General features: G+C 56.9%; 14 protein-coding genes and 1 pseudogene. 5 read left to right on the top strand and 10 right to left on the bottom strand.

The annotated features are described in order from the left end of the window. The first annotated feature begins 256 nt into the window (after positions 1–256). Positions 257–832 (top strand): MarC family protein, encoded by a 576-nt coding sequence (locus KPG71_RS19135; RefSeq protein ID WP_216340287.1) that lies wholly within the window; start codon positions 257–259, stop codon positions 830–832. Positions 833–884: 52 nt separating this feature from the next. Here KPG71_RS19135 and KPG71_RS19140 read toward each other — a convergent pair whose 3' ends face one another. The 3 genes from KPG71_RS19140 to KPG71_RS19150 form a co-directional block, all read right to left on the bottom strand. Then, positions 885–3,401, bottom strand: a complete 2,517-nt coding sequence (locus KPG71_RS19140) for a cation:proton antiporter (RefSeq protein WP_216340289.1) — start codon at positions 3,399–3,401, stop codon at positions 885–887. A gap of 735 nt (positions 3,402–4,136) precedes the next feature. Beyond that, a complete protein-coding gene (locus KPG71_RS19145; protein ID WP_216340291.1) occupies positions 4,137–4,778 on the bottom strand; it encodes a ChrR family anti-sigma-E factor in 642 nt (213 codons plus the stop codon). After that, a complete protein-coding gene (locus KPG71_RS19150) occupies positions 4,779–5,294 on the bottom strand; it encodes a sigma-70 family RNA polymerase sigma factor (RefSeq protein ID WP_216340307.1) in 516 nt (171 codons plus the stop codon). 232 nt (positions 5,295–5,526) lie between these two features. On the opposite strand from KPG71_RS19150, the gene KPG71_RS19155 reads away from it, so the two are divergent. From KPG71_RS19155 to KPG71_RS19170, 4 genes are read left to right on the top strand one after another with little or no spacing between them, the layout of a single operon-like run. Beyond that, positions 5,527–6,807, top strand: coding sequence for an NAD(P)/FAD-dependent oxidoreductase (locus tag KPG71_RS19155; RefSeq protein WP_216340309.1), 1,281 nt, complete (start codon positions 5,527–5,529; stop codon positions 6,805–6,807). Next, positions 6,804–7,550, top strand: coding sequence for a DUF1365 domain-containing protein (locus tag KPG71_RS19160; RefSeq protein WP_216340293.1), 747 nt, complete (start codon positions 6,804–6,806; stop codon positions 7,548–7,550). Before KPG71_RS19155 ends, KPG71_RS19160 begins: the two co-directional genes overlap by 4 nt. Beyond that, on the top strand, positions 7,550–8,707 hold the full coding sequence (locus KPG71_RS19165; RefSeq protein ID WP_216340294.1) for a cyclopropane-fatty-acyl-phospholipid synthase family protein: 1,158 nt from the start codon (positions 7,550–7,552) through the stop codon (positions 8,705–8,707). The genes KPG71_RS19160 and KPG71_RS19165 overlap by 1 nt, the downstream gene beginning before the upstream one ends. Further along, positions 8,704–9,429, top strand: a complete 726-nt coding sequence (locus KPG71_RS19170; RefSeq protein WP_216340296.1) for an SDR family oxidoreductase — start codon at positions 8,704–8,706, stop codon at positions 9,427–9,429. Before KPG71_RS19165 ends, KPG71_RS19170 begins: the two co-directional genes overlap by 4 nt. A gap of 13 nt (positions 9,430–9,442) precedes the next feature. On the opposite strand, the gene KPG71_RS19175 is transcribed toward KPG71_RS19170, so the two are convergent. The 7 genes and pseudogenes from KPG71_RS19175 to KPG71_RS19720 form a co-directional block, all read right to left on the bottom strand. Beyond that, the gene (locus KPG71_RS19175) at positions 9,443–10,105 is read right to left on the bottom strand and encodes an SDR family NAD(P)-dependent oxidoreductase (RefSeq protein ID WP_216340298.1); all 663 of its coding nucleotides are present in this window, start codon (positions 10,103–10,105) and stop codon (positions 9,443–9,445) included. A 12-nt stretch (positions 10,106–10,117) separates the two neighbouring features. Continuing rightward, positions 10,118–10,624 carry a TspO/MBR family protein gene (locus KPG71_RS19180; protein WP_216340300.1) on the bottom strand — a complete coding sequence of 169 codons (507 nt, stop codon included), beginning with the start codon at positions 10,622–10,624 and terminating at the stop codon, positions 10,118–10,120. A 206-nt stretch (positions 10,625–10,830) separates the two neighbouring features. Further along, complete coding sequence (locus KPG71_RS19185) at positions 10,831–11,229, bottom strand: DUF2177 family protein (RefSeq protein ID WP_216340302.1); 399 nt, start codon at positions 11,227–11,229, stop codon at positions 10,831–10,833. A 237-nt stretch (positions 11,230–11,466) separates the two neighbouring features. Further along, positions 11,467–13,623 carry a protein translocase subunit SecD gene (secD, locus tag KPG71_RS19190; RefSeq protein WP_367397397.1) on the bottom strand — a complete coding sequence of 719 codons (2,157 nt, stop codon included), beginning with the start codon at positions 13,621–13,623 and terminating at the stop codon, positions 11,467–11,469. After that, a complete protein-coding gene (locus tag KPG71_RS19715; RefSeq protein WP_253196388.1) occupies positions 13,598–14,053 on the bottom strand; it encodes a hypothetical protein in 456 nt (151 codons plus the stop codon). Before KPG71_RS19715 ends, secD begins: the two co-directional genes overlap by 26 nt. A gap of 106 nt (positions 14,054–14,159) precedes the next feature. Beyond that, positions 14,160–14,546 (bottom strand): hypothetical protein, encoded by a 387-nt coding sequence (locus tag KPG71_RS19195; protein WP_216340305.1) that lies wholly within the window; start codon positions 14,544–14,546, stop codon positions 14,160–14,162. 556 nt (positions 14,547–15,102) lie between these two features. Further along, positions 15,103–15,219 (bottom strand): annotated as a pseudogene (locus KPG71_RS19720) (DUF4172 domain-containing protein); the annotation flags it as partial.

Consider the following 15,219-nt stretch of genomic DNA (forward strand, 5'->3'; position numbering starts at 1 on the left):
CGCGCCGGACGCTTGAGCAATTTGAGGGCTCCGCGCCCGGCGCGCTTGCCCAAAACGAAACCGAAGACTATGAAAACCAGACCCGCAGACTCTCGTTATGAATGAGGGAGCCTCGGGGGGCAGGTCAGTTCACACCGAAGCATCGTAACCGCTGATTTTCAAGTATATGATCCCGAATAGGCCGCCGCCTAGGTACTGGAATTCGTAGCCTTCGATGACTAAACACGTCGAATACCCCCCCCAGAGGATGTGAGGCATGGACTGGAGTAGCTATATCCGTTCGTTCGTGGTCCTATTCTGTATTCTTGATCCTTTTTTTATGCTTTTCGTTTCAAAAGATACTTCAAAGATTGTTGTGGGAAAAATCCATGCCCTGATAATAATCCGGTCTGCCATTTACTCGGCTCTGTTTCTGCTTGTGACAATGGCAGCAATTTCTGGCTTAATTCTCATTCTGGACTACCGTCAGCAAGTATATGAGATTTGTGGTGCAATCGTCGTGGCCACCTATGCAGTGCTAAATCTGTTTTTCCCGGGTGATCGCTCTCTTGCACGGCGAGAACCGCCAGCTGTCATTGCAGTTGATAAGGTACTCCAAGCGCTTTCCATACCTGGCTTGGTCGCTATTGCATTTTTAGTTTCCGAAACACAGGGTATGCTGAATCATCGTTCATATGTCAGTCTGACTGGGTTTTTGCTCGCGTTCCATTTCCTGGTTACCTTGCGGATTTGTGCAAAATACAAGGAGCGACCGTGGCTTCCAGTACTCAGCCGCTACACGAATCTCATATTGCTTATAATTTCTGTCGATATCGTTCTTTCGGTTCGCTGAATCGCGTAGAAATATCTCGTTATACTTCATACTTTGCATCGGTAAAAAGTGATTATCGGGACTTATGCGTGCCTGTAGTCAATAGCTTGGTTGCATCAATGCCACGCTTCTCCGCGCTTGTGCGAACGGCGTCCTGAAGCACCTCGCTGCGCTTGAGGAGACGAACGAAACGCGCTTCATCAAGCACCAGAAGCGTCGAGGGCGCAATGGAACGAACCTCGGTCCGAGGCGTCTTTTTCATGAGGATCGCCATCTGGCCAAACATCTCCCCCCGCCCCAATCGCCAAGTCTGGCCTGCAGTTTCCAGTTCGACGGCTCCAGATGCAATAAAGAACACACTCTTTCCGACGGTGTCTTTGCCGACGATGAGTTCTCCGGCATTTGCATAGCGTGTCCTGAATGCATGACTCAGCCGCTTCAGGCTCTTATCGTCCAGGTTTGCGAAGAGAGGGAACTGCCGAACCAGTTCAATGCGCTGCAAGGCAATGTCGAGATGTGGACGTTCTTCCGCTGCGGCGCGGTGCGAGGCAAGGCGCTCCATGAGTTTGGTGTAGACTTCTGCCCCGATCAGGCCATCCTCTCGCATGGCGACGTATTCACGTTCTTCAAGTCGCAGCGCGGTCCGGCGGATGAAGCGCCGTTCGAGTTCTTCGGCATAACCGGGGTATTGCAGGCGGAGACCTTCGAGCGCGGTTTCAACCGCGTCAATCCGGCGTGATAAGAGTTCATGGAGCAGATCGGACAGCCGCCGCCCATGAATACGACGGATGCGGCCATCGATGAAGGCTCCCAAGTCCCGCAAAACAAGACGCTGTGAAAGCAGAAGCTCGAACCGGTCCGCTGTCATTGTGGCAAGCGGGCCCGACAGATGAAATCTGTTTTGCAAAAAACCTGCCGCCCGAAATCCCCGCCCATAGGCAACGCTACGTCTCGCGGCGCGATTATAGCCGCTGCGTCCTCCGGAACGTGCACCTTCGATCAGGCGGTCGGCATCCGATAAAACCTGTTCCGCCATTTTCGCCGAGATCGTTCGCTCGCGAACCTTGGCGAGAATTGTATCGCGCTCGTGACCGGCCAGCGCTATCAGACCAAGCGTCACCCGGTCCCGGTCGAGGATATCGGTGCTGGCTTCCGCCTTTTTCACGGCGTCGTCCAGCCTTTCCCCAAAGCGTTTCGCTTCGGAGCGCACTATATCCCGGCTCAAATCGTAATTCTCAGTGGTGTGCGCCACATCCTCGCGCACAGTCTGAAGCGCCACGGCGACGACCTGACGCGACAGAGCCTCATCTATCGGCGACAGCCGATCCAGCCCGAGGCGGCCGATCATCCAACGCAACGTCGTACCCTGCACAATCAGCGTGAAAAGCGTAAAGCCCGTAGCAAGGATACCGACCACCCGTTGAATTCCGTCGGGAACCCGAAAACTTTCGGTTACCGCAAGCGCCAGGGCGAGTGTCACCGCCCCTCTCAGCCCGCCCCAGAGGATCGCAACCCGATATGGTCTGTCGACCGAGGGAGAGAGCCGAAGGAGAGACAAGAGCGGCAAAAGACCGAACAGGATGACCGCCCGTGCCGCGATGGCCGCGAGGATAACTACGCCGACAAGAACAAAATCATCGACGCGTACCTCTTCCAGCATCCGAGGGATCAGGAGTGCGGCGAGAATAAAGATCAGCGCCCCCGCCCAATGGGCAAGAACATCCCACAGATCCCGCAGGTTGGTCCACGCCTGGGGCGGCAAACGTCCGGGCCCGGCAAGATTTAGTGTCAAACCGGCAGCGACCACGGCAATCACGCCGGAGGCGCCAACGCTTTGTTCGGCCACGACATAGGCGAGATATGGGAGCGCGACCGAGATAGAGATAACCGCCAGTTCATGATTGCTGAACAACGCCATGATCCGAACTGAAATCTGTGCGATCATCCAGCCCGTGAACGCCCCTCCCGCGATCAGGAGCGGAAAACGGGCGAGCGCATCGGTGAGGCTCGGATCGGGCGTGCCCAGCATCACGAAGCCCATGAACAGACCAAAGAGCGCAATAGCCGCAGCGTCGTTCAGAAGGCTCTCACCTTCGATGATCCGGGCAAGCCGACGCGGGGCCGAGATCGACCTGAAAATCGAAACCACCGCCGAAGGATCGGTGGTAGACACGATAGAGCCGATCAGCAGGCAGGCAGCCAATGGCAACGTACTTGCCCAGGAGAGGGCATAGCCGATGCTAACAGTCGCCACGACCACTGCGACAACCGCCATCATCAGGATCGGCACCCAGTCGTCCAGCATCCGGCGCAGGTTCATGCCTAGGGTCGCCTGAAACAGAAGTGTCGGCAGAAAGACGTAGAGGAAGACATTCGAACGAATCGGAAGTCCGAGGATTGCCTCCGCCACGGAATTCAGCGCATCTGTCAGTTCTGTTTGAAGAAAGAAGATCGCACTGGCACCGATACAGACGCCGAGAATAGCGAGGATAACGCTATAGGGGAGCTTCAGTCTGGCCGCCAACGGCTCCGCAGCCCCGATCACGAGGAAAAGAGATGCGATAATAGTTGTAACCAATACGATGCTCATAGCATTGAATTACCACAACGATCACCGAACGCAGTTGGAAAATGCCTTCATTCGTAAGAGCGTCGTGCCTCAATGTCGGCCAAATTGGTGACTGCCGGTCCTCACGTCAGATTCAAACAGAATATCTCCTTCTCCCGATTTGATTTCTGACAGTGGGTGTTCGAGAGCAATGGATTCCATTCCATTAGCTCCGTTTACGTGAGGGTGCTGATATCGATCGTCTCAGGTTGCGGTCATTTGTCCGACCTCTTGGCTCGGTATGTGTAGCCGCTAGCCTCTATGAAGCCCGCATGCCGCATCCCAATTAAACGGTCGAACTTAGGTAACCGATGATGTTGGAATATCACAGGCGCGACATTTGCCTGTTCAGGCTGCACGTAGCATGGCCGTATCGTGGTAAGGTTAAACACGGAGACACAACATCTCCTATCTTCCTGTTAGACTGGCCGGCTCATTTGAGCCGGTCCTTTTTTACAGAGATCAAACTTCGCCAGATGAATTTCAGACTTCTACGACAGCCAAGCACTTCCCAAGTTCGAGACCATGCGAGGTACGCAGCGGGTTGTGGCGTAAGTTCAAAGGCTTGCGTGAACTGCTCACTGTCGCAGAAAGGGATCACAAGATCACATTTTTTTGTTATTTAAAACAAATGGATAGACGAAAATATTCGCGATACCACTAGATGCCCGAGCTCCTCTTGGAGTCGGGCACGACGACGCGTGTTGAACTTGGCTTTCAGATGCGCATCAGAGGTTGCAACAGGCGCGGGATCAGGCTGTTGAAGCGAAGCGGCGCATCGGTTGCAGCCAAACATATGCAGGGCGCGCCGGGCTCCGCGACAGGCGTGTGCTCGAGCGTGTCATCGGCAACCTCCAGGTCACCAACGCCAAACCTGCCAATCTCGTCACTGAACGCGCCCTGCAATACCAAGGTCAGTTCGATCCCGTTGTGGCCATGATCCGGAACGGCCTTACCGGGCGGAATGTACAGCAACCGGGCGCTGCCTTCATTGTCTGCATGCAGAAGGGTCTGGCGCACGCCGCCGCCGACAGACTTCCAGCGCGGCAGCTTGCCTTTCAGTACCTCCATAACCGGACCGGGAAACACGCCCGAGCGCTCGAAGGTGGGATCGGTCTCAGGCAATGGCACATCGTCAAGTTGGTCAAAGACCGCCTCTTTCGTTGAGCCGGACACCATCTGCAACGTTTCCCCTTCAAGCAAAGCCCCGCCGACGGCCTCATGCGCCCCCAACCCGGCACGGCATTCGTCGCATAGCGAGACATGTGCCGCGACAACCAGAGCAAACGACTGCGGCAAAGATCCTGCGGCATAGGCCACCAACATGGCTTCGGGGATATGGTGATTGATCTGCGACATCTATCGCATTCCTTTTAGCTCATGGCGCAATCGCTCCAGACCAAGCCTTATACGGGACTTCACGGTCCCGAGTGCAAGACCGGTCTGGTTACTGATTTCCTTGTGGGTAAATTCACCCAAATAGGCCTTTTCAATGAGGTCACGTTGATCGGGTTTAAGCCGGTCCAGCGCAAGCTTCAGCTGTCCAGCTTCCTGCTCCATCGCCAAAATCTGGCTGGCATCGTCTTCGATTTCATCGACCATCTTGATTTCTTCGGGTAGTGGGCGGTTTTCTTTTCGTGCCAGATCGATGCGGCGATTGCGGGCGATCTGGAATATCCAGGCAGACACCTGTGCACGATGAGGGTCGAACGTGTCTGCTTTGCGCCAGACGGTCAGCATAACCTCTTGTACAACATCCTCGGCAGCACTGTTGCCAAGGCCGGACCGCATAACGAACCCTTTCAAACGCGGCGCAAAATGGTCGTACAGAAGCCCGAACGCAGCGCGGTCACGCCGATCGCGCACGGCCAACATCAGCACGGTCTGATCAGAGAAAATCGGCTCTGTTGATTGCGGCACGCAAGTTTGCTCCCTGTCTGGATCAGCCTGTAAACCCTGCAAATGAGCGCAAAGCGGTCGGCTCCGTGGCAGCGTGAGTGATGCGTTTTTAATCATAGACTGACTACGCTGCGGCGGAAAAGCCGGATCAATTTTGATCTGAACGTTTTCCCGCGCCGTAATGATTCAGATTAAAAAAGGAGCGCCCATGTCATTTGATGCTCAATCCATCTGCCCACAACGTATTGCCGTTGTCGGTGGTGGCATTTCCGGTCTCGCGGCGGCATACCTGCTGGCGTCGCACCACGCCGTCACTCTCTTCGAGGCCGAGCCGAGACTTGGTGGACACGCGCGCACTGTCGTGGCCGGACACAATGGCGACCAACCCGTCGATACCGGGTTTATCGTGTTCAACTATGCCAATTATCCACATTTGACGCGAATGTTCATGGATCTCGACGTGCCGGTAAAGCCGAGCGACATGAGCTTTGGCGCCAGCATCGACAATGGTCGCGTCGAATACGCCTTGCGCAGTCTGCGCGGTCTGCTCGGTCAAACTCGCAATCTGACGCGGCCCGGTTTCCTGCGCATGGTTCGCGACATCACATCGTTCAACGCACGGGCCGAAGCGGTGGCGACCGACGACACCATGACGATCGGCGATCTGGTCGAGAAGCTGGGCCTGGGTGCGTGGTTCCAGCGCTATTACCTGTTGCCGATTTGCGGTGCGATCTGGTCAACTCCCCCAACAGAGATTGCCGGTTTCCCAGCCCGCACACTGGTGCAGTTTTTTCGCAATCATGCGCTGCTGAGCGCCGGGGGCCAACATCAATGGTGGACTGTCGATGGCGGCAGCATAGAATATGTGCGCCGGCTGGAACACCGACTGCGCGGAAACGGCGTAGCAATCCGTAAAGCGACACCGGTAGCTTCGGTCACGCGCAATGGCGTTCAAAGCGTGGTACACGTTGAAGGACAACCGGCAGAAACGTTCGATCATGTTGTCTTTGCCTGCCATTCCGATCAGGTGCTGCGCATGCTGGCGCAGCCCACCCAACAGGAAACCGCGGCACTTTCGGCAATCCGGTATCAGGACAATACGGCAGTGCTGCATTGCGATCCGGCCCTGATGCCCCGTCGCCGGGCGTGCTGGTCAAGCTGGGTCTACAACGGGGACACTTCGCAAGAGGCGCCCTCGATGGGCGTGACCTATTGGATGAACCGATTGCAGAACATCCCGGAAAACGACCCGCTATTCGTGACTCTGAACCCGGTGCGCGAGGTAGCTGCGGACAAGACCTATGACAGCACCGTTTTTCGCCACCCTGTATTCGACCGCGCCGCGATAAAGGCGCAAAGTGCCCTGCGTGACCTTCAAGGCGCGAACAACACCTGGTTCGCCGGGGCCTACACCCGCCACGGATTTCACGAAGACGGGTTTGCCAGCGCCGTGCGCATCGCCCGCCAGATCGACCGACAAATCGCATGAGACGGTTTCCAGAACATATCCCGGCGACGACCAGCCACAGCCGACGCGGCGGGCCAGACCATGCGTTTCGCTATGGCGTGGACTATGTTCTGATCGCCCCCGAGTCCGACGACGGCCCTGCCCTGTTTTCGCGCAATCGATTCAATCTGGCCTCCGTGCATGACCGCAATCATGGCGGCAGACCCAAGGCTGGTAAGGGCGCAAGCTGGGCGCGCACAATTTTTGCCGGACGCGGGTTAAGCGACGCCGATATCTTGTTGCTGACGCAGCCATGCTTTCTGGGCTATGTCTTTAATCCGGTCAGCTTCTGGCTTGCCATGAAGGACGGGAAGCTGTGCGCTGCGATTGCCGAGGTGACCAACACATATGGCGACAGGCACAGTTATTTCTGCGCCAACCCCGACCTTGCGCCGCTTGGCCCGCGTGATCGGATCAAAGTTGAAAAGCTGATGCATGTCTCGCCCTTTCAAGAGATCGCCGGCGATTATGCGTTCCAGTTCGACATACGCCCCGAGAAGGTCTCCATCCGCATTGATTTCCGCAATGGCAACACCGGACTGGTCGCCACGTTGACCGGACCACGCGCGCCACTGACCAACACCGCGATCTTGGGCGCCCTGCTGCGCCGCCCGGCAGGGGCCCTGCGCACCATAGCATTGATCTACTGGCAGGCGTTGCGCCTGAAACGGAAAGGCGCGCGCTTTCGTGCCCGCCCCGTACCGCCAAATCAAGAGGTAAGCTGATGCTGTTCCTGAGCAAACAAATGAAACGCGACTTTCTGGACAGTTGCCAAGGCATCCACACCGACAGCCTGCGGCTACGCACACCCGAGGGCGAGATCCATGATTTCGGAAGCGGCGGAGTACAGGCGGAACTACATTTGCACGACTGGTCTGTGGTCACCTCCATTGCCACACGTGGCAGTGTAGGCCTTGGCGAATCCTACGTCGCAGGGCTATGGGACACGCCCTCGATCGTCGATCTCAGCACGGTGGCACTACAAAACCTCGACCGGCTGAACACGTATGCTGATGGCAATTTCTGGAACGGATTAAAGATGCGGCTGATCGATCGTGTCCTACGCACCAATTCGCGCGGGGGGTCGTCGCGAAACATTCGCGCTCACTACGATGTGGGCAATGAATTCTACCAGCTATGGCTGGACCCAGGCATGACCTATTCCTCGGCGTTGTTCCTGCCGGACGACACCGACCTTCTGCGCGGACAGAACCGCAAATACGACCGCATCCTTGGCAAGTTGAGTCAGGGTGAACGAGTGCTTGAAATCGGCTGCGGCTGGGGCGGTTTTGCCGAACGCGCCGCCGATGAGGGCCGCCATGTAACCGGGTTGACTGTTTCGCCCAGCCAGAAGGGCTATGCAGATGCCCGGCTTGACGGGCGAGGGGAAATTCGGCTGCAGGATTACCGCGATTGCGACGGAAAATTCGACAATATCGTTTCGATCGAGATGATCGAGGCCGTCGGCCAACGCTATTGGCCGACTTATTTCGCTACGCTGAAAAATCGGCTGGCAGAGGGTGGCCGGGCGGTGGTTCAGGCAATCACCGTCCAAAACGCGAATTTCGATCTCTACCGATACAATTCGGATTTTATCCGCCAGCATATCTTTCCCGGCGGTCTGTTATTATCGGATGCGATAATAGCGGATCAGGCGCGCAAGGCCGGTCTGATATTGCGTGACAGTTTCTCGTTTGGCCAGGATTACGCCCGCACCTGCATGGCCTGGTCCGAACGGATGCAGGCACAAGACACCAGTATTCGCAAGCTCGGCCATGGCGATGCCTTCCTTCGCTCCTGGCGCTACTACCTCGATATTTGCACTGCCACCTTTGCCACCGGACGGACCGATGTGGTGCAGGTCGAACTGGCGCACGCATGAATCTGGAAGGTAAGACATACTGGATCGTCGGCGCTAGCGAAGGTCTGGGCCGCGCCCTTGCACAGGCGCTGGATACCGCGGGGGCCCGACTGATCCTGTCGGCGCGGAGTGGTGAGCGGCTGACCTCGCTGGCCAGCACTCTGCGCGACGCAACAGCGCTTGAAATGGACGTGACCGATCCGGCGACAATCGCGCGAGCGATGAACCTGGCGGGCGCGGTGGACGGTGTGATCTACTCTGCGGGGCAATATACACCGATGAAGGCGCAGAATTGGGACGCGACCGCCGTTGAGGCAATGTGCGAGGTCAACTTCCTTGGAGCGGTGCGCCTGCTCGGGCATGTGGTTCCGCGATTTGCGAAGGAAAACCGCGGCCACATCGTTCTGATCGGCTCTCTCGCCGGGTTTCGCGGGCTGCCCGGAGCCATCGGCTACGGTGCCAGCAAGGCCGCACTGATGCATCTGGGCGAAACCATCTATGCCGATCTGCGTCGAACCGGTGTCAAGGTTCAGGTGGTGAATCCAGGGTTCATCAAGACGCGGTTGACCGACAAGAACGATTTCAGGATGCCGTTTATCCAGACTCCGGAAGAGGCCGCCGCCGATGTCCTGGCAGCGATGCAAAGCGGACGTTTTTCGACAAGCTTTCCGGCCCCGTTCTCGTGGCTTTTCCGCGTTGGGCAGATCCTGCCAAGCAGTTTGTTCTATCGCATCTTTCGATGATCGCGTGCCCCGCTCACCATACCACCTGTTTGCCGGCCCAATCGAAAAAGCCGCCTGTATCTGCCGTCGACAACCCATCCATCACGCGCAACAGGTTTTGCGCGGCCTCTTGCGACGAGACACTTACATGATTGGGGTAATCCCTGGTAAAGGCGGTGGCAACCGTGCCGGGGTGCAAAGTCACACAGATTGCCTGACTGTGGCTGCGCGCCACTTCTATAGCCGCGGTGTGAACCAGTTGGTTTAGCGCCGCCTTTGAGGCGCGATAGGAATACCAGCCCCCAAGCCGATTGTCGCCGATCGACCCAACCCGCGCGGACAGCACTGCAAAAACCGACCGCCTGTCGCGCGGCAACAGACGCAGCGCATGCTTCAACACCAGCATCGGCCCGGTTGCGTTCAAAGCGAATTGTGCGGCAATCGCCGCGGGATCGAGAGATTTCAGCGTCTTCTCCGGCCTGTACCCAGCCCCTGACAGCGCGCCGGTTGCGACAACGATCCTGTCAAACCACCCGTCCAGTCGGTCAAGGCAGTCTGCAACGCTCTTCTCATCCACAATCTCCAAACCATCGATGCTGCGCGACAATGCGACCACGCTTTCCCCGCGACTCTCAACATTGTGCACCAATGCACCACCAATACCTCCCGATGCCCCCACAATCAGCGTTCTTTTCATACTTGACCGCCCTCAGTTCAGAAACAGAATCGCACCGTTCAATATGGATGCAAAGCCTACCCAAACGGCATAGGGTGCAAACGGCAGTGCAGACATGCGATCGCGACGCCACATCAGGATGATGAAGGCTGCGATCGCCCCCAGAACCAGTAAAATGACGGCAAATGCCAAACCAATTCTGTGAGCCGCGAAAAAAACCGGCGACCAGGCGAAGTTGGCAATCATCTGCACGATCCACACTTTCATCGCGAGCCCGGAGCGATCACGCTGCCAAGTGCGCCAACCTCCCACAGCAATGGCGATGTAAAGCACGGACCATACCGGCCCGAATATCCAGTTCGGCGGATTGAACCACGGCTTGATCAGGCCAGCATACCAATCCCCCGGCAAGGTAGACACGCCGATAGCCAACCCACCGCCGAAAACGACCGATACGAACACCAAGAGGGCGCCAATGTTGCTGACATCTTTCAGAGAATATTGCGAGAGGCCCACATCGTTGTCTTCAAATTTCTGCATTTGATCATCTCGGCTATGCGCTACTGTTCTATGACTTTATCGACAGCATCTGCGACGCCATCGGGCTGAATTCAGCACTCCGCACACACTGGCAATCCTTGCTCCGACATGCGCCTTATCTGCGGAACTCCATTCTCCCGCGAGTGTGTCCATCCCCTCGCCGGTTTTGCTCCTCAGACTGTCGCGCCCCTTGTCCAAGCCTTCTCTCAAATGAAGGCCCGCGTCAGTGTGACCCCGATCCACGCGGAGAACCCTGTCAGGACCGCACCCCATGCCACATCGACAACGACCATTTGCAAGGACCAGTCGCGCAAGATGGCATAGTTGGTGAATTCGAATGTTCCGTAGGCCAACGCCCCAATAATGGCCCCATTGATTAACGCACTGACGGGAACACCTGCCCGCAGTGCCGGCAGCGACACGAACCATAGCACCCCGCCAACATAGAACAGATAGAACACGATTGCCGGCAGCAGGCGGATATCATTCAAAAGCCAATCGCCGATATGCTCTTTGAACAGCGGATTCATGACCGTTTTCAGCATTACCGCGTCGAACACCAAGAATAACGCGGCGGTAGTCAAATATAGAATGACAATCTGCATCTGCGCCTACTCCAGCTTGTTTAAATGTTGATACGCCACAAGCCCGAAAGCAGATCAGTTTCGATCTTCAGATTTTTATCCAGAGGACAGGATGACGTATCGGAACGATCCGACTTGTTGAGTTAATTTGACAACACCCAGAAAAACGCTGATCCATGCAACAATGTCATTGTGAACTGAATCGCAATACTTTTGCCCTGCCCATTCCGTATTGCGGAACGGACAGGGCGTCATGACTTACGCTTCAATGTGGTCGTACTGGCCTGTGGGCTTTCGCGCCTCGGGCAACCTGCGATCTAAACCAAGTAACAAGACGATGTTCTTAGCGACATAGATTGAGGAATAGGTTCCTACGACCACGCCAAAGGTGATCGCCAGCGCAAAGCTTCGGATCACATCTCCGCCGAAGAACAGCAAAGCGAGCAAGGCAACCAAGGTGGTCGCTGAGGTCAGAACCGTCCGGCTAAGTGTTTCGCTGGCCGACAAGTTCAGCAGGTCCCGCAACGGCATCGCGACATAGCGCCTGAGGTTTTCGCGGACCCTATCGAACACGACGACGGTGTCATTTATCGAATAACCCAAAATCGTCAGCAAGGCCGCAACAAAGGCCAGATCGATCTTCAGCCCCAGCAGCGCAAACAACCCGAGCGTCAGCAATACGTCATGGGTGAGGGCAACCACTGCACCGACGGCAAACTGCCACTCGAAGCGCATCCAGATATAGCCGAGAATCGACAGAACCCCAGCCACCACCGCTAGTATCGCCGCACGGACCAGCTCTGGAGAGACCTTGCCACCAATGCTTTCGGTTGCCGTAACGCGCAGGTCCGGGTCGACCTGCAACAGAGCGTTGCGGACCTCCTGCAACTGACTTGACGACAGCGCAGCCCCCATCTCGCCGTCGGCTGCCAGACGCAGGTTGGCGACATGGTCACTGCCATCAACGCCTGCGCCAAACACCTCGGATACTGCAACATCTGCCAGCGCCAGATTGCTCAGCGCCTCCCTATAGCTTTCCAACTGCAAGACATGCGGTGTCTCGATCCGCACGCTAGTACCGCCGGTGAAATCGATCCCAAGGTTCAGGCCAATGAGTGCGATCATCAGAACTGAAGCCAGCATAGCCGTTGCTGACGTCCCGACCGCAATCCATTGAAGACGGAAGAAATCTATCACCGATTGCCGCCCAAGAAATCCAAACAGGCCGTTCAACGGCAATCGGGGTGGACGGCGCCATTCCAGCCAATTTTGCAAGATGAGCTTGGTGATAACCAATGCCGTGAACATCGATGTCAGGATTCCCAGCCCCAATGTAACGGCAAAACCCCGCACCGGTCCGGCCCCCAGCAGAAACATCAGCCCAGCTGTCAGCAACCCGGTCAGGTTCGCATCGAGGATCGACGAGAATGCGTTGTCGAACCCTTTGCCAACCGCGCGCCACAGGTTGCGCTCACGCCGCACTTCCTCGCGTATGCGCTCGAAGATCAGCACATTGGCGTCAACAGCCATGCCTAGCGTCAGGACCATGCCCGCAATCCCCGATAGCGTCAGGGTCGCACCCACGCTCGTCAGAACGGCCGCAAGGATCACCATGTTAATCCCCAGTGCGGCCACACTCACCAACCCCAACCCGCCGTAGCAGGCCACAATCAGAACACAGACAGCCACCAGCCCGACCAAGGCCGAATTCAGACCGGCCGCGATGCTGTCGCCGCCAAGCTCCGGCCCAACCGTTTTTTCCTCCAGAAAGTTCAGTTCTGCCGGAAGAGAACCTGACCGCAATAGCGTCGCCAGCTGAGTGCTCTCCTCAACTGTAAAACGCCCGGTAATAATGCCGCTTCCGCCTCCAATGTGTGACTGAATGACCGGCGCCGACAGAACCTCGTCGTCCAGCACAATGGCAAAGGGGCTGCCGATATGGGACGCGGTGAAATCACCGAACGCCCGTGCCCCTGCCGCGTCGAAACGGAAAGACACCGCCGGACGGCCGTTCTGATCGAAACTCGCCTGCGCATCCGTCAGATGCCCTCCGGACACCACCGACCTGGGGTCCAGACGATACATAATCTCGGGCTCCCCCGCCTGAGACAAGACTAGTGAATCTTTAGCCGTGCCAGCACCATTTGGCAGGACCGCATGGAATGATAACTGCGCGGTCGTGCCGATGAGGACCTTCAAGGCATCTGCATTGAAGAACCCCGGCACCTCGATCAAAATTCGGTTAACTCCCTGTCGCAGGATGGTAGGCTCCCGGGTCCCGGTCTCGTCGATCCTGCGGCGAACGGTTTCCAGGCTTTGCGAGACAAGTTGTTCGCTCAGTGCCTTGTAGCCCGCTGCGGAATACCGCACCGTTAGGAAGCCATTGTCCTCAGTCACCTCCAGATCGGGCATCATTAGGCCAGTGGGCCCCGCGACATGGATGGCAAAACCTGCAGCAATCCGGGCTGCGATGTCGCCAAAGCTGTCCGGCGACACGGCAACACGCAGTTCGCCAGCGGGTGCCTGCAGTTTTTTTGATCCGGACTGCATTGTCTCCCTCTTCGCGCAGTGCGTCCCTCAAGGAAGGCCATAGCGCGGTAAGGCGTTGTTCAATTGCGCCGGGCACGTCAACCTCAGCAAGAAGATGGGCGCCACCGCGCAGGTCCAATCCCAGATTGATAAGATTGTCAGGCAGCCATCCGGGCCAGTCACCCTGGCTGCTGTTTTCAGTGGCGGTTTTGTGCGTGTCAACACGTGCATAAAATGCATTCGGCAGTGCCAGCCAGATACTTAGCAGGCAGATGCCCCAAACGCCGAGACGTTTGAGCAAAGTCGGTCGTTTCATGATCTCTCCAAAGCAGAGGGAGACCCGCGGCCTCGCCAGCCCTGCCGGTTCAGTGTTCGATTTTTTAAGGAGGCAAACGCCATCGCGCCCCTATTTCGTAGGGCAGTCAGGCGCGTCGTGAGATCATATCAACCGGAGGCGCACGGGACGGGTGCGCTTGGGGAAATTGCGGCACGAAAACAGGTGGCGCCCGTGGCGCGGCCAGCAACAGAATGAGCCTTTCAGGCGGCAACGGCGGCTCGGAAGTGGCCACACCAATGCCATCAATCCCACTACCGCTGACGGCTGCTACCTGATCGGGTCGCTGAGTCCGGGCCTGTTTTTCGGCGGTGACGGCGGCCCGCTGAATCAGGGATTGTTGTAGTTGCTCGACACCGGGCGCTGTCGGCATCAAAGGACGGTGAACCGTTTCCCCTAACAGCCCCGCAACCAGAAAAACCACGACCAATACGGTTTTGGCGAAGGCCGAAGGGAGACGGGCGCAGTTGCTCATTTCTGGCAGTTAGCCGCTGACAGGTGCGCTGTCAATCGCGCGAGCCTGACTGTTGCAGTCATCCGATGTTTGCAGCCTGCCATCCCGTTTCCGAGCGCTCTGAACTGCTGGCAAGAGACAGGGTTGAGGTGAATCCAATAACGCGCTATTATGTCACTGCTCCGGTTGGGCGAGTATATTACGAGCTTTGGCTCAAGGAGAGCATTTTACACAATTGGTTTTGTAGGCGTTCCGAGTTTACTTGGGTAGGTTGGTTTTCCCAACCGGTGCACCATGAATCATAGTAAACGCGCCATTCGTACCGTCTGACTGAGACTTTGGAAATGATCTAAGACACCTCGCTAAAGACATCGTTAACGACGTGTTTTATGCGGGGTTGTCGATGTGTGCAGAAATTCTTGGTTTGGAGCGGCGGCGTTTCTGGCGCGATGAAGGAGCCCTGTGCGGTACGGAGCGAAATGACACTCTCTCATGAGCGTTTTCTTGTTTCCTGACACGCCCGAAGATTGCATTGAACGATTAGAGAACAAAATAGGCCCTCTCCGCCGACGATGCACTACCCACCCGGCCCCTCAAGCTTCAGCCAGTAACGCGTGTATCGACGTTCGCCGGTGCGCGAGAGGGCACCGATCTCGACAAGTTCTTGCAGATCCCTTGTAGCGGTCGCGCGCGA

This window comes from Roseovarius sp. PS-C2, assembly GCF_018862045.1.
Classification (GTDB): Bacteria; Pseudomonadota; Alphaproteobacteria; order Rhodobacterales; family Rhodobacteraceae; genus Roseovarius.